This is a genomic window from Variovorax boronicumulans (assembly GCF_029892485.1).
Classification (GTDB): domain Bacteria; phylum Pseudomonadota; class Gammaproteobacteria; order Burkholderiales; family Burkholderiaceae_C; genus Variovorax; species Variovorax boronicumulans_B.
Genome location: NZ_JARXVG010000012.1, coordinates 1 through 23,168, shown reverse-complemented (window position 1 = coordinate 23,168; position 23,168 = coordinate 1). Strand labels below are relative to the sequence as shown.

Below are 23,168 nucleotides of genomic sequence, written 5' to 3'. Positions count from 1 at the left end.
TTCAGTTTGCCCTTATGAAAAAGAAAAAAGTTGTCTTTTCTTGCCCCCGACTCGTCGAGCCGGGGAGGGGCGTGACGAAGCGGGCTGCGGTTAGCCGGTAATCGTCTTTTTGGTGATTGCTGCAACGACCGCGTCGCCCATTTCGCGGGTGCCGACGCGCTTCGTACCTTCTGACCAGATGTCACCCGTGCGCAGCCCGGAAGCGAGCACGTCCTTGACCGCCGACTCGATACGGTCGGCAGCTTCGGGTTGGTTGAGTGAAAAGCGGAGCATCATGGCAGCGGACAGGATTGTAGCCAAAGGATTGGCAACCCCTTTGCCGGCAATGTCTGGCGCGCTGCCGTGGCTCGGCTCGTACAGGCCCTGGTTGCTCGAATTGAGCGATGCCGAGGGCAGCATGCCGATCGAGCCGGTGAGCATCGCGGCCTCGTCCGAAAGGATGTCGCCGAACATGTTGCCGGTGACCACCACGTCGAACTTCTTGGGTGCCTTCACGAGCTGCATGGCGGCGTTGTCGACGTACATGTGATCGAGTTCGACGTCCGGGTACTCCTTGCCGACCTCGGTCACGATGTCCTTCCAGAACTGGAAGGTCTCCAGCACGTTGGCCTTGTCCACGCTGGTCACGCGCTTGCTGCGCTTGCGCGCGGCCTCGAAGGCGACGCGGGCGATGCGCTCGACCTCGGGGCGCGAGTAGCGCATCGTGTCGAAGGCTTCTTCGGCGCCGGGGAAGTGCCCGTCCACCGCGGTGCGGCGGCCGCGCGGCTGGCCAAAGTAGATGTCGCCCGTCAGCTCGCGAATGATGAGGATGTCCAGGCCGGCGATCAGCTCGGGCTTCAGGCTCGAGGCATCCACCAGCTGCTCGTAGCAGATCGCCGGGCGGAAATTCGCGAAAAGGCCCAGGTTCTTGCGCAGCCCCAGGATCGCCTGCTCGGGGCGCAGCGGCCGGTCGAGCTTGTCGTACTTCCAGTCGCCGACCGCGCCGAACAGCACCGCGTCGGATTCCTTGGCGAGCTTGAGGGTGGCTTCGGGCAGGGGGTGGCCGTGCGCCTCGTAGGCCGCGCCGCCGACCAGCGCCGACTCCATCTCGAACTTCAGGTCGAGCACGTCGAGCACCTTGACGGCTTCCGCCACGATTTCGGTGCCGATGCCGTCACCCGGGAGAACTGCGATTTTCATAAATTGGTCTGAGGTTTGAATACGGAAATGATGCGGGCGATCACGAGATCATCGTGTGCGCGAGCCAGGGCTTCTGCGCCAGGCGCTCGGTCTCGAAGGCCTTGATCTTGTCCTTGTGGCGCAGCGTGAGGCCGATGTCGTCCAGCCCGTTGATCAGGCAGTACTTGCGGAAGGCCTGCACGTCGAACGCGAGCTCGCCGCCGTCCGGCTTCACGACCACTTGGCGCTCCAGGTCGATGGTCAGCGTGTAGCCCGGGAAGGCCAGCGCCTCGTCGAACAGCTGCGCGACTTGCGTCTCGGACAGCACGATCGGCAACAGCCCATTCTTGAAGCTGTTGTTGAAGAAGATGTCCGCATAGCTCGGCGCGATGATCGCGCGAAAGCCGTACTGGTCCAGCGCCCACGGCGCGTGTTCGCGCGACGAGCCGCAGCCGAAGTTCTTGCGCGCCAGCAGCACCGAAGCGCCCGCATAGCGCGGCTGGTTCAGCACGAAGTCGGGGTTCGGCTTGCGGCTGGCCGGGTCCTGGCCCGGGAAGCCGGCGTCCAGGTAGCGCCATTCGTCGAACAGGTTCACGCCGAAGCCGGTCTTCTTGATCGACTTGAGGAACTGCTTGGGAATGATCGCGTCGGTGTCGACGTTCTCGCGGTCCATGGGGGCCACGAGGCCCTTGTGCACGGTGAATTTCTGCATGTGGATCTCTCTGGGTTCAGGCGAACGTACGGACGTCGACGAAGTGGCCGTGCACGGCTGCCGCGGCGGCCATGGCCGGGCTCACGAGGTGGGTGCGGCCACCCGCGCCCTGGCGGCCTTCGAAGTTGCGGTTCGAGGTCGATGCGCAACGCTCGCCCGGCTCCAGCCGGTCGGCGTTCATCGCGAGGCACATCGAGCAGCCGGGCTCGCGCCATTCGAAGCCCGCGGCCTTGAAGATCAGGTCGAGCCCTTCGCGCTCGGCCTGCTCCTTCACCACGCCCGAGCCGGGCACGACCATCGCGAGCTTCACGTTCTTCGCGACCTTCTGGCCGAGCTTCTTCACGATGGCAGCGGCTTCGCGCATGTCCTCGATGCGGCTGTTGGTGCACGAGCCGATGAACACCTTGTCGACGAAGATGTCGTTCATCGCCTTGTTCGGCTCCAGGCCCATGTAGACCAGCGCGCGCTCGATGGCGCCGCGCTTGTTGGCGTCTTTTTCCTTGTCGGGATCGGGCACGCGGCCGTTGATGTCGACCACCATTTCTGGCGAGGTGCCCCAGGTGACCTGCGGCGGGATCTGCGCGGCGTCGAGCTCGACCACAGCGTCGAAGGCCGCGCCGGGATCGGACTGCAGCGTGCGCCAGTAGGCCGCGGCCTGGTCCCATTCCACGCCGCTGGGCGCGAGCGGGCGGCCCTTGATGTAGCTGATGGTCTTTTCGTCGACCGCGACCAGCCCCGCGCGCGCGCCGGCCTCGATGGCCATGTTGCACACCGTCATGCGGCCTTCCATGCTCAGGTCGCGAATGGCGGAGCCCGCGAACTCGATGGTGTAGCCCGTGCCGCCGGCGGTGCCGATCTTGCCGATGATGGCCAGCACGATGTCCTTGGCGGTGCAGCCCAAAGGCAGCTTGCCTTCGACCTTCACGAGCATGTTCTTGGCCTTCTTGCCCAGCAGCGTCTGCGTGGCCATGACGTGCTCGACCTCGCTGGTGCCGATGCCGTGCGCCAGCGCGCCGAACGCGCCGTGCGTGGAGGTGTGCGAGTCGCCGCAGACGACCGTCATGCCCGGCAGCGTGGCGCCCGACTCGGGGCCGATCACGTGCACGATGCCCTGGCGCTTGCTCAGGAATGGAAAGAACGCGGCGGCGCCGAATTCGGCGATGTTCTTGTCCAGCGTCGTGACCTGCTCCTTGCTGGTCGGGTCGGCGATGCCTTCGTAGCCGCGCTCCCAGCCGGTGGTCGGCGTGTTGTGGTCGGCCGTGGCGACGACCGAGCTGATGCGCCACAGCTTGCGGCCGGCTTCGCGCAGCCCTTCGAAGGCCTGCGGGCTGGTGACCTCGTGCACCAGGTGGCGGTCGATGTAGAGGATCGCGGTGCCGTCTTCCTCGGTGTGGACGACGTGTTCGTCCCAGATCTTGTCGTAGAGCGTGCGTGCCATGTCGGTCTCTTCTTTCGTGGGGAAATGGATTGTCTGTCTATGCGGCCCGGGCCGCGAGTTCTTCGACGGCGCCCGACGAATCGGCCGCCGCGTGCAAGTGGTTCACCAGCGAGCGCGCCGCCACCGGCAGGGTGGAGAAGTCGCGCGCCACCAGGCGGATCTCGCGCGCCGCCCAGGCGTCGTTGAGCGTCACGCTCACGAGGCCACGGCCGATGCCGTTCTGCATGAGTTCGAAGGCGCGCTGCGGCATCACGCCGATGCCCAGGCCGTTTTCGATCATCCGGCACATGGCATCCAGGCCGGTGACGTGGATGCGCAGCTTGACGCTGCGCCCGGCGGCCAGCGCCGCTTCGTGCATCGCCACATAGATCGAGCTGTTGGTGTGCAGGCCGACGTGGTCGAAGTCGAGTGAATCGATGAAGTCGACGGCGCCGCGCGACGCCAGTGCGTGCCCCGTGGGCACGATCAGCGCGAGGCGGTCGTGCCGGTACGGCAGGCTCTGCAGCTCCCCCGCGCCGCCCGCCACATGGCACACGCCGAGGTCGGCCGCGCCTTCCTGCACCGCGCGGATCACTTCGCTGCTCAGGTGCTCCTCGAGGTCGATCTTGATGGCTTCATGCGCCCGCGTGAACACGCCCAGGTCCTCGGGCAGGAATTGCACGATGGCCGAGATGTTGGCGTGCACCCGCACATGGCCGCGCACGCCGTCGGCGTATTCGCTGAGTTCGCCCTGCATCTTTTCGAGGCTGTAGAGCACCGAGCGGGCGTGGTGCAGGAGGCTTTCGCCCGCGGGCGTGAGGTCGACGCCGCGCGCATGGCGGTATAGCAGGGTGGTGCCCAGCGTGGCTTCGAGGTCCGACAGCCGCTTGCTGATCGCCGAGGCCGCGATGAATTCGCGCTCCGCCGCGCGCCCGATGCTGCCGAGCTCGCACACGGCCACGAACAACTGCAACGACGTAAGGTCGATGCGGCGGGCAAAGTTGCGTTCGGAGGTGCTCATGGGGCTTGGACATCGCGTTTGGCGATGAGTTGGCTATTTTCTCGCCGTTTTAACCCCATTGCCATCGTCATCTGAGATGGCCTTGCTGCCAACCTGCGAAGAGGGGCATGCCGATCGGGCAATAAAAAAGCTGCCCGAAGGCAGCTTTTGAGGGGGGCGAGGTTTTCGCCAGTCGGTCAGCGTGCCGAAATCGGCTTCACATCGCGCTTGGGCGAACCTTCGAACAGCTGGCGCGGGCGGCCGATCTTGTACTCGGGGTCGCCGATCATTTCGTTCAGCTGGGCGATCCAGCCGACCGTGCGGGCCAGCGCAAAGATCGCGGTGAACAGCGGCACCGGGATGCCGATGGCGCGCTGCACGATGCCCGAGTAGAAGTCCACGTTCGGGTAGAGCTTGCGCGAGACGAAGTATTCGTCTTCGAGGGCGATCTTTTCCAGTTCCTTGGCCAGCTTGAACAGCGGGTCCTGTTCCAGGCCCAGCTCGGTCAGCACTTCGTTGCAGGTTTCCTGCATCAGCTTGGCGCGCGGGTCGTAGTTCTTGTACACGCGGTGGCCAAAGCCCATGAGCTTGACGTTCGAGTTCTTGTCCTTGACCTTCTTGATGAACTCGCCGATCTTTTCCACGCCGCCTTCGCGCTGGATGTCGTACAGCATGTTGAGCGCCGCTTCGTTGGCGCCGCCGTGGGCCGGGCCCCAGAGGCAGGCCACGCCGGCTGCAATCGCCGCGAAGGGGTTGGTGCCCGACGAGCCGCACAGGCGCACGGTGGAGGTGGATGCGTTCTGCTCGTGGTCTGCGTGCAGGATGAAGATGCGGTCGAGCGCGCGCTCGAGCACCGGGTTCACCTTGTACTCCTCGCACGGCGTGGCAAACATCATGTGCAGGAAGTTGCCGGCATAGCTCAGGTCGTTCTTCGGGTACATGTACGGCTGGCCGATCGTGTACTTGTAGGCCATGGCCACGAGCGTGGGCATCTTCGCGATCAGGCGGATCGCGGCGATCTCGCGGTGCTCGGGATTGTTGATGTCCGTGCTGTCGTGATAGAAGGCCGACAGCGCGCCCACCAGGCCGGTCATGATGGCCATCGGATGGGCATCGCGGCGGAAGCCGCGCAGGAAGAACTGCATCTGCTCGTTCACCATCGTGTGGTTCGTCACGAGCTTGGTGAAATTGGCCTTCTTGGGTGCGTCGGGCAGTTCGCCGTACAGCAGCAGGTGGCAGGTTTCCAGGAAGTCGCAGTTGGTCGCGAGCTGCTCGATCGGGTAGCCGCGGTACAGCAGCTCGCCCTTGTCGCCATCGATGTACGTGATGGCCGACTGGCAGGCGGCGGTCGACATGAAGCCCGGGTCATAGGTGAACATGCCGGTCTGTGCGTACAGCTTGCGGATGTCGATCACATCGGGACCGACGGTGCCCTTGTAGATCGGCAGTTCGACGCTGTCGCCGCCGTTGCTGAACGACAGCGTGGCCTTGGTATCGGATGCTTTCATTTCGATTTACTTTCAAAAGGAGGATTCAGGACGAAGGAGAGATTGCAGGGCGCTGGGCGCCGTCGGTGCGCATCAGATGCAGCAATGCGACCACCTCGGCACCGGCCCATTCGGGCTCGGGCTCCTTCCTGCGCAGCAAAAGGTCGAGGAGGTCGTTGTCCGACAGGTCCATCAATGTCTCCATCGCTCCCGCCTGACCGTTGGTCATGTGGGATTCGTGCCGCTCGAAGAAGCGGGCGATGAACAGGTCGTTCTCGAGCAGGCCGCGCCGGCAACGCCATTTCAGCTTGCTCAGCGCACGTTCGCTGAGCGGCTGCTGGAGTTCGTCGGCGGTTTGCATGGGGTGATTTCTCGAAGAAGAAGGATCAGATGGCGCGGCGCACCATCAATTCCTTGATCTTGCCGATGGCCTTGGTGGGGTTCAGGTTCTTCGGGCACACGTCCACGCAGTTCATGATCGTGTGGCAGCGGAACAGGCGGTACGGGTCTTCCAGGTTGTCCAGGCGCTCGGCGGTGGCTTCGTCGCGGCTGTCGGCGATGAAGCGGTAGGCCTGCAGCAGGCCGGCCGGGCCCACGAACTTGTCGGGGTTCCACCAGAAACTCGGGCAGCTGGTGGAGCAGCTCGCGCACAGGATGCACTCGTACAGGCCGTTGAGCTCTTCGCGCTCTTCGGGGGACTGCAGGCGCTCCTTCTCGGGCGGCACGTTGTCGTTCTGCAGGTACGGCTTGATCGAGTTGTACTGCTTGAAGAACTGCGTCATGTCCACGATCAGGTCGCGAATGACGGGCAGGCCCGGCAGCGGCTTCAACACGATCGTGCCCTTGAGCGTGAGCATGTTGGTCAGGCAGGCGAGGCCGTTCTTGCCGTTGATGTTCATCGCGTCGGAGCCGCAGACGCCTTCGCGGCACGAGCGGCGGAACGACAGGGTGGGGTCTTGCGCCTTGAGCTTCATCAGGGCGTCCAGCAGCATGCGTTCGTGGCCGTCGAGTTCGATCTCGATGGTCTGCATGTAGGGCTTGGCGTCCTTGTCCGGGTCGTAGCGGTAGATCTGGAATGTGCGCTTCATCGTGGTGACCTTGTGAATGCTTATATGGGCTGGCTGTGAGCCGTGACTTAGAACGTGCGAACCTTCGGCGGAACCGAGGCCACGGTGAGCGGCTGCATCTTGACGGGCTTGTACGAGAGGCGGTTGTCCTGGCTGTACCAGAGCGTGTGCTTCATCCAGTTGGCGTCGTCGCGGCCGAGCGGCGCGACCGGGTCGTCCGCGGGACGCTCGTAGTCTTCCACCGTGTGGGCGCCGCGGCATTCCTTGCGGGCGGCCGCCGAGACCATCGTGGCCTGCGCCACTTCGATCAGGTTGTCGACTTCCAGCGCTTCGATGCGGGCGGTGTTGAACACCTTGGACTTGTCCTTCAGGCCGATCGCGTTGACGCGCTCGCGCACGGCGGCGATCTTGACCACGCCTTCGTCCATCGAGGCCTGCTTGCGGAACACCGCGGCATGCTGCTGCATGACGGCGCGGATCTCGCCGGCCACGTCCTGCGCGTATTCGCCGGTGGTGGTCGATTCGAGGCGGTTCAGGCGCTCCAGCGTGCGGTCGGCCGCATCCTTGGGCAGGTCCTTGTGTTCCTTCAGCTTGTCGTTGAATTCGACGATATGGTTGCCGGCCGCGCGGCCGAACACCAGCAGGTCGAGCAGCGAGTTGGTGCCCAGGCGGTTCGCGCCGTGCACGCTCACGCAGGAGCATTCGCCCACCGCGTAGAGGCCGTTCACCACGGCGCTGTTGTCCTCGCCCTTCTGGATGACGACCTGGCCGTTGATGTTGGTCGGGATGCCGCCCATCTGGTAGTGGATGGTCGGCACCACGGGAATCGGTTCCTTGGTGATGTCGACATTGGCGAAGTTGACGCCGATCTCGTACACCGAGGGCAGGCGCTTGTGGATGGTGTCGGCGCCCAGGTGGTCGAGCTTGAGCAGCACGTAGTCCTTGTTGGGACCGCAGCCTCGGCCTTCCTTGATTTCCTGGTCCATGGAGCGCGAGACGAAGTCGCGCGGTGCCAGGTCCTTCAGCGTGGGCGCATAGCGCTCCATGAAACGTTCGCCGTTGCTGTTCAGCAGGATGGCGCCTTCGCCGCGGCAGCCTTCGGTCAGCAGCACGCCCGCGCCGGCCACGCCGGTCGGGTGGAACTGCCAGAACTCCATGTCCTGCAGCGGAATGCCCGAACGCGCCGCCATGCCCAGGCCGTCGCCGGTGTTGATGAAGGCATTGGTCGAGGCCTGGAAAATGCGGCCCGCGCCGCCGGTGGCCAGCAGCACGGTCTTGGCCTGCAGGATGTGCAGGTCGCCGGTTTCCATTTCGAGCGCGGTCACGCCGACCACATCGCCTTCATCGTCGCGGATGAGGTCGAGTGCCATCCATTCGACGAAGAACTGGGTGCGGGCTTCGACGTTCTTTTGATAGAGCGTGTGCAGCATCGCGTGGCCGGTGCGGTCGGCCGCGGCGCAGGCGCGCTGCACGGGCTTCTCGCCGTAGTTGGCCGTGTGGCCGCCGAACGGACGCTGGTAGATCGTGCCGTCGGGGTTGCGGTCGAAGGGCATGCCGAAGTGTTCGAGCTCGTACACGACCTTCGGTGCTTCGCGGCACATGAACTCGATCGCGTCCTGGTCGCCGAGCCAGTCGGAACCCTTGATCGTGTCGTAGAAGTGGTAGTGCCAGTTGTCCTCGCTCATGTTGCCCAGCGATGCGCCCACGCCGCCTTGTGCAGCGACCGTGTGCGAACGCGTGGGGAACACCTTGGAGAGCACGGCCACGTTGAGGCCGGCGCGTGCCAATTGCAGCGATGCGCGCATGCCGGAGCCGCCGGCGCCGACGATCACGACGTCGAACTTGCGCTTGGTGATTTGTTCTTTTGTATAGGTCATGGTGGGGATGTCAGGTCAGATCTTCCAAAGCACTTGAATGGCCCAACCCGCACAACCGACAAGCCAGACGATGGTGAAAATTTGCAGCACGAGACGGATGCCGACGGGCTGGACGTAGTCCATCCACACGTCGCGCATGCCGACCCACACGTGATAGAGCAGGGCGACGATGACCGAGAAGGTCAGCACCTTCATCCACTGCGCGGCGAAGATGCCGGCCCAGAGGTCGTAGCCGATGGGGCCGCGCGAGAAGATCAGCTGTGCGAGCAGGATGACCGTGAAGAGCGCCATCAGGCCGCCCGTGATGCGCTGGCTGAGCCAGTCGCGCAAACCGTAATGAGCGCCGACGACGATGCGCTTGGAGCCGTAATTCACAGACATGGGGGCTCCTTCTCAGTAAAAACCGAACAGCTTGGCGGCGAGCACCAAGGTGAGCAGGACGCTCAGGGCCAGCGTGACGACGGCCGAGGTGTGGCCGAATTCCTTGGTTACCGCTGCGTGGCTCACGTCCATCCAGAGGTGGCGCAAGCCAGCGATGAAGTGGTGCAGGTAGGCCCAGATCAGGGCCAGCGCCACGAGCTTGAAGAACCATCCCGGAGCAAAGCCGATGCCGGTGTTGAACGCGGCCTTGAATTTGGCGAACGAATAATCAGATGACAGCGACGTGTCGAACATCCAGATGATGAACGGCAGCAGCAGGAACATGATCACGCCGCTGACGCGGTGCAGGATCGACACGATGCCGGCGGGCGGCAGGCGGTAGGTCCTGAGATCGGTGAACGCATTGATGTTTCGGAATTCGCGACGCGGCGGCCGGGGGGGAGTTGCAAGCTCTGTCATTGAGGGGATGCTTTCGTGGCTTTGTGACTTGTTGGCTTGTTGGCTTGTTCTGAGAGCGAACGCTTTTGTTTCTTCTGCGGAAATGCAAACAACGCAAAATTCTATTGCAATGCACCATCGCGCATCGGACTTGCCCGAGTCGGCGCACTGCGGCAGTGGGTTGCTATTGAGTTCGGAGCATGTTGCGCCCGGGGTGCGGGCGATGCAAGGCGATTGAATCGATGTTCCATGTCGATGCGCTGTCAGCCCAGCTGGTTGCGATAGTGGTGCGTGTCGGTGCGATAGAGGCCGCGGCGCAGTTCCATCGGCATGTCGTGGTACGTGTGGGCCACGCGCTCCACGCTCAGCAGCGGCATCTGCCGCGTCACATCGAGCAGCAGGGCCTGCTCCGCGTCGGGCAGCACCGCGCGGATCTTTTCTTCGGCGCGCACCATGCGAACGCCGAACTCGGTTTCGAAGAGCGAATACATCGGCCCGGGCCAGGCGCGAAGCCGTTCGGCCGTGAGTCCCTTGAAGGGCGTGCCGGGCAGCCAGAGGTCTTCGAGGATGGTCGGCACCCCCGCGTAGGCGAGCACGCGGCGCACCTGCAGCACGGCGTCGCCGGTGCGAAGGCCGAGCGCCCGGGCCACGTCGGCCGACGCGCGCAGGCGCTTGCAATCGACGATGGTGCGGTCCGCGGGGCCTTCGGTGTTCGGATCGCCGGCATCGGGCACCAGCTTGAGGAAGCGGTACTGCACATGCTGCTCGGCATGCGTGGCGACGAAGGTGCCTTTGCCCTGGCGCCGCACCACCAGGTTTTCGGCCGAGAGCTCGTCGATGGCCTTGCGCACCGTGCCCTGGCTCACGCGATAGCGCACGGCCAGGTCCATCTCGCTCGGGATTGGCTCACCCGGTTTCCACTCGCCCGCCTGCAGGCTCTGCAGGATCAATGTCTTGATCTGCTGGTAGAGCGGACTGAAAGACGGCGTCGCGGGCTCGTCGAGGGCGGTGGGGGTGTTCATGGCAGCGGTGGGTGCGCCGTGGCGGGGCCCCCGAGGATATCTTATATAAGACATAAGACGAGGCTCATTGAATCGGCTTAAAATGCGGGCCGGTCTCGCGCCGCGGGACACTGTTTCCCCCGTCGGACCTTGGCGCCCCACGAGAGCGCCGACACCGTTTCATCACCTTCTGGAGTCTTCCCATGAGCAAAAAGCCCGTCCGCGTTGCCGTCACCGGTGCCGCCGGTCAAATCGGTTACGCCCTGTTGTTCCGTATCGCTTCCGGCGAAATGCTCGGCAAAGACCAGCCGGTCATCCTGCAACTGCTTGAAATCCCCGACGAGAAGGCCCAGAAGGCGCTCAAGGGCGTGATGATGGAACTGGACGACTGCGCCTTCCCGCTGCTGGCCGGCATGGAAGCCCACGGCGACCCGATGACCGCCTTCAAGGACGCCGACTACGCCCTGCTGGTCGGTTCGCGTCCCCGCGGTCCCGGCATGGAACGTGCCGAGCTGCTGGCCGTCAACGGCGCCATCTTCACGGCGCAAGGCAAGGCCCTCAACGCCGTCGCCAGCCGCAACGTCAAGGTGCTCGTGGTCGGCAACCCCGCCAACACCAACGCCTACATCGCCATGAAGAGCGCACCGGACCTGCCGCGCAAGAACTTCACCGCCATGCTGCGCCTGGACCACAACCGCGCCGCCAGCCAGATCGCCGCCAAGACCGGCAAGGCCGTGGCCGACATCGAGAAGCTCACCGTCTGGGGCAACCACTCGCCCACGATGTACGCCGACTACCGCTTCGCCACCGTCAACGGCGAAAGCGTTGCCAAGCTGATCAACGACCAGGAATGGAACGCCAACACCTTCCTGCCGACCGTCGGCAAGCGCGGTGCGGCCATCATCGAGGCCCGCGGCCTGTCGTCGGCTGCTTCGGCCGCCAACGCCGCCATCGACCACATGCGCGATTGGGCCCTGGGCACCAACGGCAAGTGGGTCACCATGGGCATTCCGTCGGACGGCCAGTACGGCATTCCGAAGGACGTGATGTTCGGCTTCCCGGTCACCTGCGAAAACGGTGAGTACAAGCTGGTCGAAGGCCTGGAGATCGATGCATTCAGCCAGGAACGCATCAACAAGACCCTCGAAGAACTCGAAGGCGAACGCGCCGGCGTGGCCCACCTGCTGTAAAGCCAAGGCCCGCCCGGCATGCTCGACTGGAACCCCACGCTCTACCGTCGCTACGAGGACGAGCGCACCCGCCCCGCACAGGAACTCCTGGCGCGGGTGCCCCTGGCCGAAGCCGACCGCGTGGTCGACCTCGGTTGCGGGCCGGGCAACTCCACCGAGCTGCTGGTCAACCGGTTTCCGAAGGCAGAGGCCCTGGGAACCGACAACTCCGAAGCCATGCTGGTCAGTGCGCGCGAGCGCCTGCCCAATGCGCGCTTCCAGTTGAGCGACATCGCGACCTGGGCGCCGCAAGACCAAGCGCCCGACCTCATCTACGCCAATGCGTCCCTGCAATGGGTGCCGGATCACGAAACGCTGATCCCCCGCCTGTTCGACGCGCTGGCCCCGGGCGGCGTGCTCGCCGTCCAGATGCCCGACAACCGGCAGGAACCCACGCACCGCCTGATGCGCGCGCTGGCCGCCGAAGCGCCCTGGGCCGAGCCCATCGGCGATGCCGACCGGCTGCGCACCCAGCTGCTGCCGCTCGGCGGCTACTACGACCTGCTGGCGCCGCAGGCGGCCAACGTCGACGTCTGGCACACGATCTATCAGCACCGCATGGCCGACGCGGCATCCATCGTCGAATGGGTGCGCGGCACGGGCCTGAAGCCCTTCGTCGACCGGTTGCCGCCCGACCTGCAGGCGAGCTATCTGGCCGAATACGAAGGCCGCGTGAACGAGGCCTATCCGGCGCGCACCGACGGCAAGCGGCTGCTGGCGTTCCCGCGCATGTTCATCGTGGCGCAAAAAAAAGCATGACGAAAACGGTCCACCCAGGTGAAGTGCTGCTCGGCGCGCAGGCCGGCGCGGTGACATTGCCCGTGTGCGACCACTACAGCGGCGTCGAGGCGCGCATGAAGAAGAGCCTCGCGCTCCAAGCCGAGATGGCCGAGGAGTTCGGCGCCTGCGTGTTCGACGTCACCCTCGATTGCGAAGACGGTGCCCCGGTGGGCGGTGAGGCTGAGCATGCCGCGCTCGTCACCGAACTGGCGCTCGTGGCCAAGCCGGGCATGCGCGTCGGCGTGCGCGTGCACCCGGTCGACCATCCGGCCTTTGCCGGCGACGTGATCACCATCGCCGGACGAGCCGGCCAGCGCCTGAGCCACCTGATGGTGCCCAAGGTCGAATCGCTGGCCGATGTGTTGCAGGCTGTCGCAGCGCTCGAAGCGGCCGATGCCGATGCGCTGCCGCTGCACGTGCTGATCGAATCGCCCCTGGCAGTGCACAACGCCTTCGAGATCGCCGCGCACCCGCGCGTGCAGTCGCTGAGCTTCGGCCTCATGGATTTCGTGTCGGCGCATGCCGGTGCCATTCCCGCCGACGGCATGGGCGCGGCCGGGCAGTTCACCCACCCGCTGGTGGTACGCGCCAAGCTGGCCATCGCCTCGGCGGCGCACGCCTATGGCAAGGTGCCCTCGCACTGCGTGGTGACCGAGTTCAACAACACCGACGCGATGCGCGTCGCGGCCCGCAAGGCAGCCACCGAATTCGGCTACACGCGCATGTGGAGCATCCATCCGAACCAGATCCGCCCCATCCTCGAGGCCTTTGCGCCCGACGAGGCGCAGATCCAGGTTGCTACACAAATCATTGCAAAAGCCGCAGCTGCGGATTGGGCGCCGACACAAATTGATGGCACATTGCACGACCGCGCGAGCTACCGCCACTTCTGGCAGGTTCTGACGCGCGCCCACGCAACAGGGCGCGCGTTGCCTCCCGAGGCGAAAGCCTGGTTTGCATTCGCGGCCTCCTGAAACGAAACCTTCGAACCCAGCCTCAAGGAAACCCACACATGAAGAAAATTGCCCTGATCGCCGCACTGGCCCTGGCTCTGCCGTTCGGTGCCATGGCACAGACGGCGGCGCCCGCCAAGCCGGCCGCCAAGTCCACCGAAGCCAAGAAGGCGCCGCCCAAGCGCCAGGTCACCCGCAAGGCCGCCAAGGCTGTCGAGGAAGTCACGCCGATCGCTGACGAAACCAACATCGTGCTCACCGACGCCGATCTGGCTGTCGCCCAGCGCGTGTCCATCGGCAAGGCCCAGTGCGAACTCGGCGCCGACGTGACCGTGACGCCCGACGAGAAGAAGCCCGGCTTCTTCAACATCACCACCAAGGGCCAGAAGTTCCGCATGCACCCGGTCGAAAGCCGCACGGGCGCCATCCGCCTGGAAGACCCGCGTGCCGGCGCCATGTGGCTCCAGCTGGGCAACAAGTCGATGCTGATGAACCAGAAGGCGGGCCTGCGCATTGCCGACGAATGCCAGACCGACGCGCAAGTCGCGTTTGCCGCCGAAATGAAGAAGAACCCGCCGAAGGCCCTTTTCGAAGGTGCGGACGGCTCGAAGTAAGCGTACCGAACACGGGGTGCGGCGCGGCTCTTGCTTGACCGCAGGGGCCGCCTCGCTCGCCCGTCAGACCAGTTTCCGGAGAAAAAAAGATGTTGCAAGCCTACGTTGACCATGTTGCCGAACGCGCCGCGCTCGGTATCCCGCCGCTGCCCCTGAGCGCGAAGCAGACCTCTGAAGCGATCGAACTCCTCAAGAGCGCGAATGCCAAGGACGGTGCCTTTCTGCTGGACCTGCTCACCTATCGCGTGCCCGCCGGCGTCGACGACGCCGCCAAGGTCAAGGCGAGCTACCTCGCGGCCGTGGCCCACGGCACCGAAAAGAGCGAATTCCTGTCGCGCGCACGCGCCACCGAATTGCTCGGCACCATGCTCGGCGGCTACAACATCAGCCCCATGATCGACCTGCTGGACGACGCCGAAGTCGGCGCGGTGGCGGCCGAGGGCCTGAAGAAAACCCTGTTGATGTTCGACCAGTTCCACGACGTCAAGGAAAAGGCCGACAAGGGCAACGCCAACGCCAAGGGCGTGCTGCAGAGCTGGGCCGATGCCGAGTGGTTCACCAGCCGCCCCGAAGTGCCCGAGAGCATCACCGTCAGCATCTTCAAGGTGGCTGGCGAAATCAACACCGACGACCTGTCGCCCGCACCCGATGCGACGACGCGTCCCGACATCCCGATGCACGCCCTGGCGATGCACAAGAACGCACGTCCCGGCATCGTTCCCGAAGAAGACGGCAAGCGCGGCCCGGTGAAGTTCATCGAAGACCTGCGCGCCCGCGGCCACCTCGTGGCCTATGCCGGCGACGTGGTCGGCACGGGTTCGTCGCGCAAGAGCGCCACCAACTCGGTGCTGTGGTTCACCGGCGAAGACATTCCCTTCGTGCCGAACAAGCGCTTCGGCGGCGTCTGCCTCGGCGGCAAGATCGCGCCGATCTTCTACAACACGATGGAAGACTCGGGCGCACTGCCGATCGAGCTCGACGTGACGCAGATGAACATGGGCGACGTGGTCGAGCTGCGCCCCTATGAAGGCAAGGCGCTGAAGGACGGCAAGGTCATCGCCGAATTCCAGGTCAAGAGCGACGTGCTGTTCGACGAAGTGCGCGCCGGCGGCCGCATTCCGCTGATCATCGGCCGCGGCCTCACGGCCAAGGCGCGCGAAGCGCTGGGCCTGCCGGTCTCCACGCTGTTCCGCCTGCCGACCAGCCCGGTCGACACCAAGAAGGGCTACTCGCTCGCGCAGAAGATGGTCGGCCGCGCCTGCGGCCTGCCCGAAGGCACGGGCGTGCGCCCGGGCACGTACTGCGAACCCAAGATGACCTCGGTCGGCTCGCAGGACACCACCGGCCCGATGACGCGCGACGAGCTCAAGGACCTGGCCTGCCTGGGCTTCTCGGCCGACCTCGTGATGCAGTCGTTCTGCCACACGGCGGCGTACCCGAAGAAGGTCGACGTCAAGATGCACCACGAACTCCCCGAGTTCATGGCCAACCGCGGCGGCGTCTCGCTGCGTCCGGGCGACGGCGTGATCCATTCCTGGCTCAACCGCCTGCTGACGCCCGACACCGTGGGCACCGGCGGCGACAGCCACACCCGCTTCCCCATCGGCATCAGCTTCCCCGCGGGCTCCGGCCTCGTGGCTTTCGCGGCCGCCACCGGCGTGATGCCGCTGGACATGCCCGAATCGGTGCTGGTGCGCTTCAAGGGCAAGATGCAGCCGGGCGTCACGCTGCGTGACCTGGTCAACGCGATTCCGCTGTACGCCATCAAGGCGGGCCTGCTGACCGTGGCCAAGCAGGGCAAGAAGAACATCTTCTCGGGCCGCATCCTCGAAATCGAAGGTCTGCCCGACCTGAAGGTCGAACAAGCCTTCGAACTGAGCGACGCCTCGGCCGAACGCTCGGCCGCCGGCTGCACGGTGCACCTGAACAAGGAACCGATCCAGGAGTACATCAACAGCAACATCACGCTGATGAAGTGGATGATTGCCGAAGGCTACGCCGACGCCCGCACGCTCGCACGCCGCATCGCCGCCCAGGAAGCCTGGCTGGCAGACCCGCAACTGCTCAAGGGCGATGCCGACGCCGACTACGCCGCCGTCATCGAGATCGACCTGGCCGAGATCCACGAACCCATCGTGGCCTGCCCGAACGACCCCGACGACGTGAAGACACTGAGCGACGTGGCCGGTGCCGTGATCGACGAAGTGTTCATCGGTTCGTGCATGACCAACATCGGCCACTTCCGCGCCGCATCGAAGCTGCTCGAAGGCAAGCGCGACATCCCGGTCAAGCTGTGGATCGCGCCGCCGACCAAGATGGATGCGCAGCAGCTCACCGAAGAAGGCCACTACGGCGTGTTCGGCAATGCCGGCGCCCGCACCGAAATGCCGGGCTGCTCGCTGTGCATGGGCAACCAGGCGCAGGTGCGCGAAGGCGCGACGGTGATGTCGACCAGCACCCGCAACTTCCCCAACCGCCTGGGCAAGAACACGAATGTGTACCTCGGCTCGGCCGAACTGGCTGCGATCTGCTCGCGCCTGGGCCGCATCCCGACGCGCGAGGAGTACATGGCCGCGACGGGCGTGCTCGATGCCTCCGGCGCGCAGATCTACCAATACCTGAACTTCGACAAGATCGACGACTACAAGGTGGCGGAGACGGCGGCGGCCTGATCTTCTTCAGGTTCGCGAATTGAAAAAGCCCCGTTCGACGGGGCTTTTTCGTGGGCGCTGCTTTGGTTTATCCCGGCACGTTGGGCTTCAGGTGTTCCTGGCCCTTGAGCACCATCGCGGCGCCGGCCGGGCCGCCCACGGCGTGCGGCAGCGAGGTCAACAGCGAGTTGGCGAAATCGCCGCGGTACATCTTGGCGCCCTGGTGGCTCAGGTTGGAGTTCGCATCGATGTAGATCGACTCGCCCAGCCCCGACCACAGCCGGCAGAAGCCGTAGTCTTCGGACAGGTAGCGGCGCGTTTCCGGGTCGACCATCACGTCGAAGAAACGGTAGTGCAGGCCCCGGTCGGCCTCGCCGATGCTGTCGGGCACGTAGTTCAGGTCGGGATAGCTCGCCATGAGGCGCTCGAACACGGCGCGCCTGATCACCATGAAGCCTGTCGGCGCCTCGGTCATCTTCATGAAGCCGTCGGGCTGCACTTCGAGCTCGACCTGCGAGGTGACCTCGGACGCCTTCGCATTGACCGTGTAGCGGGTGAAGGTGGCTTCGAACTGCTGCTGCGTCGTGCCCGCGGGAACGCCCTCGGCGGGCCAGTTCTCGCGCTTGAGCGGATAGACGCCGGCCGCGATGTCGTAGCCCGACAGCAGCAGCCGGAACGCGGCCTGTGCCGAGAAGCCGATGTCGGCGTCGATCCAGAACAGGTGCGTCCACTCGGGGTTGGCCAGGAACTGGGCCACGCAGTTGTTCCGGGCGCGCGTCACCAGGCTCTCGCCCTGGTGGAACAGCACCTGCATGCGCATGCCGGCGCGTTCCGACTCGATGGCGAAGTTCAACAGCGAGGTCACGTAGTTCTGGAAGAACTTGCCGTCGTGGCTGGGTGACACGATCACCGGGAAAAACTGCCGGAGTTCGGAGGGGTCAAGCATGAAGGGTTCCGTTCATCGGGCGGGGCGCTGCATCAGGCCGAGCAGCAGGTTGTTGTAGACGTCGGTGGCCGCTGCGTTGCCGGGAAGGTAGCGATCGATCAGTCCCCGCTGGCGCTCGCGGTATGCAGCCGCCTGCGCGTCGTGGGTGTCGACGGCTTCGAGCACGCGGGCACTGCCGGCGGCCACGTCGTTACCCTGGTAGTAGTAGCCCAGGTCCGCGCAGAGGTGCGCGTTGTGCACCAGCGGATAGCCCTGCCAGCAGGTCTCGAGGTAGAAATAGTTGAGCGGGTTCTCCCACTGGTGGGAGACCACGATGTCGGTGTTCTGCGCGAGGAACACGGGCGTTTCATGCCGGCCCAGGAACACCGCCTTGTGCTGGCGGACCAGGTCGAGCTGGTTCATCAACGTGATGAACTCCATGTTCTCCTTGGCCATCCGCTCGGCATTGGTGACCTGCAGCAGCGCAATGGCCTCGGGCCGTGCGCGGTAGGACAGCTCGGCAATCAGGATCGGATAGAGGCAGAACTTCACGACGTTGATGTTCGGCTCCATCACGCTGAGCCGGCGCGGCCCGCTGCGCGGCTGGTACACGCCGGCCTCGGGCAGGGTGCGGGTGCGTTCGTCGAGGAACACCGGGCTCCAGACGAAAGGCACGGGGCGTGCCTCGGTGCGGCGAAGCACCTCGAAGTACGGCTGGCTGATGTTGGCGACCTGCGGAACCATCCAGATGTCGTCGTAGCGCTGGTTGATGTACAGGTTCCGGCCCCAGAGGGGCTTGTTGAACAGCATCGACTCCATCGCGTGCACGTACTCGAAGCCGCAGCAGTACGACACGAGCCGCGCGCCGCGCTGCTTCAGGTAGTCGGTCTGGGCGCCGTCGATCTGGCCGCCGAGCTCGATCAATACGTCGACGCTGTCCTTGGCCGACTCGAAGGTCACGGTGGGCCAGCGCGACTGGTCCCAGGGCAGGGCGGGGGTGATGGGGGTGGCCGTGGTGTTGACCAGCACGACCGAGGCGACGCTCGGGCAGTGCTTGAGCGCTTCGGCCAGGAACACGGCGTTTTGCTTGATGCCGTTGTTCCAGAGGGTCTCGGCCTCGTGGTGGAGGCCGATGGTGATGCCAATGCGGAGCTGGCTGGTTTTGGGCATCGCGGCCGTCATTTCAGGCTATTGATCCTGCTTCTGGCGGGGGATGTAACCGGTCAGGCGCCAGATGCTGCCCTCCTGTCGGAAGCTCACCAGTTCGAACACCGTGCGCCCGTCTGCCAGCTTCGTCGAGAGATCGACATTGGCATAGAGGCCGGCCGGCGTGTCCGCCGAAGCGTCCAATTGGCGGATCCGGGTGATGCCGGCCCAGGTTCGTTGAGCGACGGCTCCGAACGACTCGCGCGAACGCGTCATGTCCTTTGCGAAGCGGTCTTTGGGAAAGCGCTCCTTGACAAAGGGTGCGGCCTCGTCCCAGAGGTCTCCGGCACGCCCGCTCTCGATTTGTGCAACTGCAGTGAGCGCCGCGTTGACAAGGGCATCTGCAGATTCGGTGCCCTGTGCTGCAACGCCGCAAGCTGCCATGGCGATTGCGCCGGCAGCCATCCATCGAGTCCAGAAATGTTTCAACGCCGTCCTCCATGAATTTGCCAACACCGCGGAAAGCCCCTTTTCCGGGGCGGCCGCGATTCTAGGTTGCGCGATGGACGCCTGTTGACTGGGCACCACACCCTCCACGGCCCTTCGTAAGCCAATTGCTACCTTCTGTGAACTAGCTCATGGATCAACGAGTTTATGGCCGGCGTTTTGGCGTGTGAATGTAAACATCCAAGTACATTGCAAGACGATTTCAAGTTTTGGCGTTCCACGTCCGCTCAATGCGGCGAGCCAATCGAGGGCCCCGCAGCGTAACCCTCCTCCACCCGTCGTCAACCGAGTCCGAATCACATGAATAAGTCACACCGTAGCCTATGGAACGAAGCGCTTGGCGCTTGGGTGGCTGCATCTGAAATCACCTCGGCACGGGGGAAACCTTCGAAGAGCCGGAGCACGGTGGTAGCGGCCGCCGCACGTGAAGCATCTTCAGGGCGCATTGGAGTCGTGACGCACGCGGCAATGGCGCTGGTCTTGATGGCCGGCGGGTTGGCGGGGAGCAATGCGGTCCATGCTCAGTACTCTAGAGGCGGGGGCACCGCTTCAGGAAGCAATAGCATTGCAATCGGCGCGAATCCTCTCGACGTAACTACCACAACATCGGCCGTTGCCACCAATGGAGGGGTTGCGATTGGCGGAGTCGCTACGGACGGTACTCGAACTTCGGCGCAAGGTAACAACTCGGTGGCGCTCGGCACCGGAGCCAATGCCTCGGCCGGAGGGGCGGTGGCCATCGGGCAGCTCGCCAATGCCTCGGGGACCAATGCATTTGCGTTAGGCCTCAACGCCAATGCGTCGGGAGCTGCGAGCATGGCCCTCGGGCAAGGGGCGGCAGCGAGCAATTCGTTTACAACGGCAATCGGTAGCGCTGCGCTGGCAACTGGGAATAATTCGACGGCGATCGGCTCGACCACGGTCACCCGTCCTGCCGACGTCACGCTGGCGTCGGGTGACGGCTCTGTTGCCATTGGCGCAAACAATGTTCGAGGCGCTCAATCGCTGGGTGCCAATTCGGTTGCCATCGGTGCCGAATCCATCGTGACGGCCGCGTCGCCGTCGGGTGTTGCCATTGGCCAGAACGCCAACGCCACCAGGGGCTCGGGGGCGATGGCTTTCGGGCTGAACAGTTTGGCCAGTGGCACCAACGCGGCGGCTGTCGGTGTGGGTGCCAGGGCCAACGGTGGCGGTGCGACGGCTTTCGGCAGCAACGCCAATGCCGCCTTCGGCAACGACATGGCCTTTGGTACGAATGCACTGGCCGTAGGTGACTCATCTGGCTTGGCGCCTTCCGCGGCCTTCGGCAACAGCGCCAACGCCACGGGAAGGGGCTCCGCCGCATTCGGCACGATTGCGACGGCGAAAGGCGCGACATCTGCTGCGTTCGGCTATTCCGCTACTGCCATCGGGGCAAATGCCCTGGCGCTCGGCACCAACTCCATCGCCGGCGGGGATCGCAGCGTTTCCATTGGCACTGGAGCCAATTCCAGCGGCGACTTCTCCTCGGCCATAGGCCGGACGACGAATGCTTCCGGCGCCGGGGCCACGGCGCTTGGGACGAACGCCGTTGGCGGGGCGTCGGCGGCAGCGGCCGACTCGATCGCGATCGGCGGGCAGTCTTCGGTGGCCGCGGCGGCCATCTCGGGCATCGCGGTCGGACGCGGTGCGGTCGTCAACAGCATCTTCGGCCTCGCCATCGGTGAAGGGGCCAATGCCTCCGGCAGCGGCAGCGGCATCACCGCCATCGGCAATGGCGCGAAAGCGAGCGTTGGAACCAGCACGGCGATTGGCGTCAACGCCAATGCCGCCAACACCGACGCGACGGCCCTCGGCAACGGCGCGTTGGCATCGGGAACACAGGACACGGCGGTCGGCGTCACCGCCAGGGCCACTGGCGGGTCGAGCTCCGCATTGGGCAACGGTGCCAATGCCAGCGGCGGCAATTCGCTGGCGCTGGGTGTCGGCAACGTTGCCTCGAATTTCGCCGCGGTGGCCGTGGGCAACCAGAGCAAGGCATCGGGCTTGCGCAGCATCGCACTGGGCGACCAGGCCAACGCCAGCAATACCAGTGCGGTCGCCTTGGGCTCCAACGCCAATGCCACCCAGTCGGGTGCCATCGCGATGGGGCAGGGCGCCCAGGGTGCCGGGGTGAATGCCATCGCCCTGGGCGCCGGAGCGCTGGTGCGGACCGACAACTCGGTGGCGCTGGGTTCAGGCTCGACCACCGCCGCGACTTCGCCGACCGGTACCGGGTACATGACCGGCACGGCAGTTCCGGCGTCTGAAGTCTCGGTGGGGGCATCCGGTGCCACGCCAACGCGACGCATCACCAACCTGGCCGATGGCGCCGCGCAGCAGGACGCGGTGACCGTGGCGCAGCTGAGCACCAGCAACACCAGCCTTTCGACCAGCATCGCGAGTCTGTCGACTTCGACGTCGAGTGGGCTGAGCACTGCGACGAGCAGTATTGGCAGCCTGTCGACCTCGACTTCCTCTGGTCTGAGTACGGCGACCAGCAGCATCAGCAGCTTGTCGGCTTCGACGTCTTCTGGTTTGAGCACCGCGACGAGCAGCGTCGCTAGCCTGTCGACATCTACCTCGAGCGGCATCAGCAGCCTGTCGACCTCCACATCGAGCGGCTTGAGCACTGCGACCAGCGGCATTGGCAGCCTGTCGACGGGTCTGAGCACGACCGACAGCAATCTGGGCGCCCTGAGCACAACCGTCAACACCATCAACGACAAGGGCACCAAGTATTTCCATGCCAACAGCACGGGGGCCGACAGTCAGGCACTCGGCACGGACAGCGTGGCGATCGGACAGGGGGCTATCTCGAACGGCAATGACAGCGTTGCCATCGGCAGGGGCGCGGTGACCAACATGCCCAACAGCGTGGCCCTGGGGGCAGGGTCCGCCGCCAACGTGGGCGCCTTGGCCAACTACCTCGCTTTCGGCCTGGCCAGCAAGCAAAGTTCGGCAGGCGAAGTGAATGTGGGCAATCGCCAGATCACGGGCGTGGCTCCGGGCAGTGCAGACCAGGATGCAGTCAATGTCTTGCAGCTGAAAACCGTCACCGCCTCATTGTCCAGCGGCCTGAGCACAGTCAGCAGCAGCGTTGACAGCCTGTCCACGTCCACGTCGTCGGGGCTGAGTACGGCGACCAGCAGCATCAGCAGCCTGTCGACTTCGACCTCCTCTGGTTTGAGCACGGCGACCAGCGGTATCGCAAGCCTCTCCACGGGCCTGAGCACGACCAACAGCAACGTGAGCAGCCTGTCGACGTCCACCTCGAGTGGCCTGAGCACCGCTACGAGCAGCATCGATAGCCTGTCGACTTCGACCTCCTCCGGTTTGAGCACGGCGACCAGCGGTATCGCAAGCCTCTCCACGGGACTGAGCACGACCAACAGCAACGTGAGTAGCCTGTCGACTTCCACGTCGTCCGGTCTGAGCACTGCCACGAGCAGCATCGGCAGCTTGTCGACATCTACGTCGAGCGGCATCAGCAGCCTTTCGACGTCTACCTCCTCTGGTCTGAGCACGTCGGCCAGCAGTATCAGCAGCTTGTCGACTTCGACGTCGTCCGGCCTGAGCACCGCGACGAGCAGCATCGACAGTCTGTCGACTTCGACTTCCAGTGGTTTGAGCACTGCCGCCAGCGGCATCTCCAGTTTGTCGACCTCTGCGTCGAGCGGTCTGAGCACGGCAGCCAGCGGCATCTCAAGCCTGTCCACGGGCTTGAGCACGACCAACAGCAACGTGAGCAGCCTGTCGACGTCTACCTCCAGTGGGCTGAGCACCGCCACGAGCAACATCGACAGT

At 64.8% G+C, this 23,168-nt stretch carries 20 protein-coding genes; 6 read left to right on the top strand and 14 right to left on the bottom strand.

Going from position 1 to position 23,168, the window contains the following annotated elements; all coding sequences use genetic code 11:
• Positions 1 to 90: 90 nt before the first annotated feature.
• The 11 genes from leuB to M2282_RS24135 form a co-directional block, all read right to left on the bottom strand.
• Positions 91 to 1,179 carry a 3-isopropylmalate dehydrogenase gene (gene leuB / locus M2282_RS24185; RefSeq protein WP_280811311.1) on the bottom strand — a complete coding sequence of 363 codons (1,089 nt, stop codon included), beginning with the start codon at positions 1,177 to 1,179 and terminating at the stop codon, positions 91 to 93.
• A 40-nt stretch (positions 1,180 to 1,219) separates the two neighbouring features.
• Positions 1,220 to 1,870: a 3-isopropylmalate dehydratase small subunit gene (leuD, locus tag M2282_RS24180; protein WP_280811310.1), complete on the bottom strand. Its 651-nt coding sequence runs from the start codon at positions 1,868 to 1,870 to the stop codon at positions 1,220 to 1,222.
• Positions 1,871 to 1,886: 16 nt separating this feature from the next.
• Positions 1,887 to 3,308 carry a 3-isopropylmalate dehydratase large subunit gene (gene leuC / locus M2282_RS24175; protein WP_280811309.1) on the bottom strand — a complete coding sequence of 474 codons (1,422 nt, stop codon included), beginning with the start codon at positions 3,306 to 3,308 and terminating at the stop codon, positions 1,887 to 1,889.
• 37 nt (positions 3,309 to 3,345) lie between these two features.
• Positions 3,346 to 4,308, bottom strand: coding sequence for a LysR substrate-binding domain-containing protein (locus tag M2282_RS24170; protein WP_280811308.1), 963 nt, complete (start codon positions 4,306 to 4,308; stop codon positions 3,346 to 3,348).
• A gap of 176 nt (positions 4,309 to 4,484) precedes the next feature.
• A complete protein-coding gene (gltA, locus tag M2282_RS24165; RefSeq protein ID WP_013540021.1) occupies positions 4,485 to 5,795 on the bottom strand; it encodes a citrate synthase in 1,311 nt (436 codons plus the stop codon).
• Between the two features lie 25 nt (positions 5,796 to 5,820).
• Positions 5,821 to 6,135 carry a succinate dehydrogenase assembly factor 2 gene (locus M2282_RS24160; RefSeq protein WP_099795593.1) on the bottom strand — a complete coding sequence of 105 codons (315 nt, stop codon included), beginning with the start codon at positions 6,133 to 6,135 and terminating at the stop codon, positions 5,821 to 5,823.
• Between the two features lie 25 nt (positions 6,136 to 6,160).
• Positions 6,161 to 6,862 (bottom strand): succinate dehydrogenase iron-sulfur subunit, encoded by a 702-nt coding sequence (locus M2282_RS24155; RefSeq protein WP_013540023.1) that lies wholly within the window; start codon positions 6,860 to 6,862, stop codon positions 6,161 to 6,163.
• 47 nt (positions 6,863 to 6,909) lie between these two features.
• Positions 6,910 to 8,718: a succinate dehydrogenase flavoprotein subunit gene (gene sdhA, locus M2282_RS24150; RefSeq protein ID WP_280811307.1), complete on the bottom strand. Its 1,809-nt coding sequence runs from the start codon at positions 8,716 to 8,718 to the stop codon at positions 6,910 to 6,912.
• A gap of 15 nt (positions 8,719 to 8,733) precedes the next feature.
• Entirely contained in the window at positions 8,734 to 9,099 is a 366-nt protein-coding gene (sdhD, locus tag M2282_RS24145; RefSeq protein WP_280811306.1) for a succinate dehydrogenase, hydrophobic membrane anchor protein, read from the bottom strand.
• A gap of 12 nt (positions 9,100 to 9,111) precedes the next feature.
• A complete protein-coding gene (gene sdhC, locus M2282_RS24140; RefSeq protein WP_280811305.1) occupies positions 9,112 to 9,558 on the bottom strand; it encodes a succinate dehydrogenase, cytochrome b556 subunit in 447 nt (148 codons plus the stop codon).
• A gap of 242 nt (positions 9,559 to 9,800) precedes the next feature.
• Entirely contained in the window at positions 9,801 to 10,559 is a 759-nt protein-coding gene (locus tag M2282_RS24135; protein ID WP_280811304.1) for a GntR family transcriptional regulator, read from the bottom strand.
• Between the two features lie 182 nt (positions 10,560 to 10,741).
• Between M2282_RS24135 and M2282_RS24130 the strand changes: the two genes are divergently transcribed.
• From M2282_RS24130 to M2282_RS24110, 5 genes are all read left to right on the top strand, one after another.
• Entirely contained in the window at positions 10,742 to 11,728 is a 987-nt protein-coding gene (locus tag M2282_RS24130; protein WP_108137834.1) for a malate dehydrogenase, read from the top strand.
• 18 nt (positions 11,729 to 11,746) lie between these two features.
• Positions 11,747 to 12,526, top strand: coding sequence for a trans-aconitate 2-methyltransferase (gene tam, locus M2282_RS24125; RefSeq protein WP_280811303.1), 780 nt, complete (start codon positions 11,747 to 11,749; stop codon positions 12,524 to 12,526).
• On the top strand, positions 12,523 to 13,521 hold the full coding sequence (locus tag M2282_RS24120; RefSeq protein ID WP_280811302.1) for an HpcH/HpaI aldolase/citrate lyase family protein: 999 nt from the start codon (positions 12,523 to 12,525) through the stop codon (positions 13,519 to 13,521). Before tam ends, M2282_RS24120 begins: the two co-directional genes overlap by 4 nt.
• Positions 13,522 to 13,559: 38 nt before the next feature.
• Positions 13,560 to 14,114 (top strand): hypothetical protein, encoded by a 555-nt coding sequence (locus M2282_RS24115; RefSeq protein WP_280811301.1) that lies wholly within the window; start codon positions 13,560 to 13,562, stop codon positions 14,112 to 14,114.
• An 89-nt stretch (positions 14,115 to 14,203) separates the two neighbouring features.
• Entirely contained in the window at positions 14,204 to 16,786 is a 2,583-nt protein-coding gene (locus M2282_RS24110) for a bifunctional aconitate hydratase 2/2-methylisocitrate dehydratase (RefSeq protein WP_280811300.1), read from the top strand.
• 67 nt (positions 16,787 to 16,853) lie between these two features.
• On the opposite strand, the gene M2282_RS24105 is transcribed toward M2282_RS24110, so the two are convergent.
• The 3 genes from M2282_RS24105 to M2282_RS24095 are packed head-to-tail and all read right to left on the bottom strand — an operon-like array spanning position 16,854 to position 19,325.
• On the bottom strand, positions 16,854 to 17,711 hold the full coding sequence (locus tag M2282_RS24105; RefSeq protein ID WP_280811299.1) for a hypothetical protein: 858 nt from the start codon (positions 17,709 to 17,711) through the stop codon (positions 16,854 to 16,856).
• 12 nt (positions 17,712 to 17,723) lie between these two features.
• The gene (locus M2282_RS24100; protein WP_280811298.1) at positions 17,724 to 18,860 is read right to left on the bottom strand and encodes a DUF2827 domain-containing protein; all 1,137 of its coding nucleotides are present in this window, start codon (positions 18,858 to 18,860) and stop codon (positions 17,724 to 17,726) included.
• Between the two features lie 18 nt (positions 18,861 to 18,878).
• Entirely contained in the window at positions 18,879 to 19,325 is a 447-nt protein-coding gene (locus M2282_RS24095; protein WP_280811297.1) for a DUF4019 domain-containing protein, read from the bottom strand.
• Between the two features lie 318 nt (positions 19,326 to 19,643).
• Between M2282_RS24095 and M2282_RS31105 the strand changes: the two genes are divergently transcribed.
• Positions 19,644 to 23,168: ESPR-type extended signal peptide-containing protein (locus tag M2282_RS31105; protein ID WP_432422936.1), on the top strand; the 3,525-nt coding region annotated here is incomplete at its 3' end.

Bases quoted from the DNA above. Each gene is read 5' to 3' on its own strand.
- leuB (WP_280811311.1), bottom strand. From the start codon at position 1,179: ATGAAAATCGCAGTTCTCCCGGGTGACGGCATCGGCACCGAAATCGTG.
- gltA (WP_013540021.1), bottom strand. From the start codon at position 5,795: ATGAAAGCATCCGATACCAAGGCCACGCTGTCGTTCAGCAACGGCGGC.
- sdhC (WP_280811305.1), bottom strand. From the start codon at position 9,558: ATGACAGAGCTTGCAACTCCCCCCCGGCCGCCGCGTCGCGAATTCCGA.
- M2282_RS24110 (WP_280811300.1), top strand. From the start codon at position 14,204: ATGTTGCAAGCCTACGTTGACCATGTTGCCGAACGCGCCGCGCTCGGT.
- M2282_RS24155 (WP_013540023.1), bottom strand. From the start codon at position 6,862: ATGAAGCGCACATTCCAGATCTACCGCTACGACCCGGACAAGGACGCC.
- M2282_RS24170 (WP_280811308.1), bottom strand. From the start codon at position 4,308: ATGAGCACCTCCGAACGCAACTTTGCCCGCCGCATCGACCTTACGTCG.
- tam (WP_280811303.1), top strand. From the start codon at position 11,747: ATGCTCGACTGGAACCCCACGCTCTACCGTCGCTACGAGGACGAGCGC.
- sdhD (WP_280811306.1), bottom strand. From the start codon at position 9,099: ATGTCTGTGAATTACGGCTCCAAGCGCATCGTCGTCGGCGCTCATTAC.
- sdhA (WP_280811307.1), bottom strand. From the start codon at position 8,718: ATGACCTATACAAAAGAACAAATCACCAAGCGCAAGTTCGACGTCGTG.
- M2282_RS24120 (WP_280811302.1), top strand. From the start codon at position 12,523: ATGACGAAAACGGTCCACCCAGGTGAAGTGCTGCTCGGCGCGCAGGCC.
- M2282_RS24135 (WP_280811304.1), bottom strand. From the start codon at position 10,559: ATGAACACCCCCACCGCCCTCGACGAGCCCGCGACGCCGTCTTTCAGT.
- leuC (WP_280811309.1), bottom strand. From the start codon at position 3,308: ATGGCACGCACGCTCTACGACAAGATCTGGGACGAACACGTCGTCCAC.
- M2282_RS24160 (WP_099795593.1), bottom strand. From the start codon at position 6,135: ATGCAAACCGCCGACGAACTCCAGCAGCCGCTCAGCGAACGTGCGCTG.
- M2282_RS24100 (WP_280811298.1), bottom strand. From the start codon at position 18,860: ATGCCCAAAACCAGCCAGCTCCGCATTGGCATCACCATCGGCCTCCAC.
- M2282_RS24130 (WP_108137834.1), top strand. From the start codon at position 10,742: ATGAGCAAAAAGCCCGTCCGCGTTGCCGTCACCGGTGCCGCCGGTCAA.
- M2282_RS24105 (WP_280811299.1), bottom strand. From the start codon at position 17,711: ATGCTTGACCCCTCCGAACTCCGGCAGTTTTTCCCGGTGATCGTGTCA.
- M2282_RS24115 (WP_280811301.1), top strand. From the start codon at position 13,560: ATGAAGAAAATTGCCCTGATCGCCGCACTGGCCCTGGCTCTGCCGTTC.
- leuD (WP_280811310.1), bottom strand. From the start codon at position 1,870: ATGCAGAAATTCACCGTGCACAAGGGCCTCGTGGCCCCCATGGACCGC.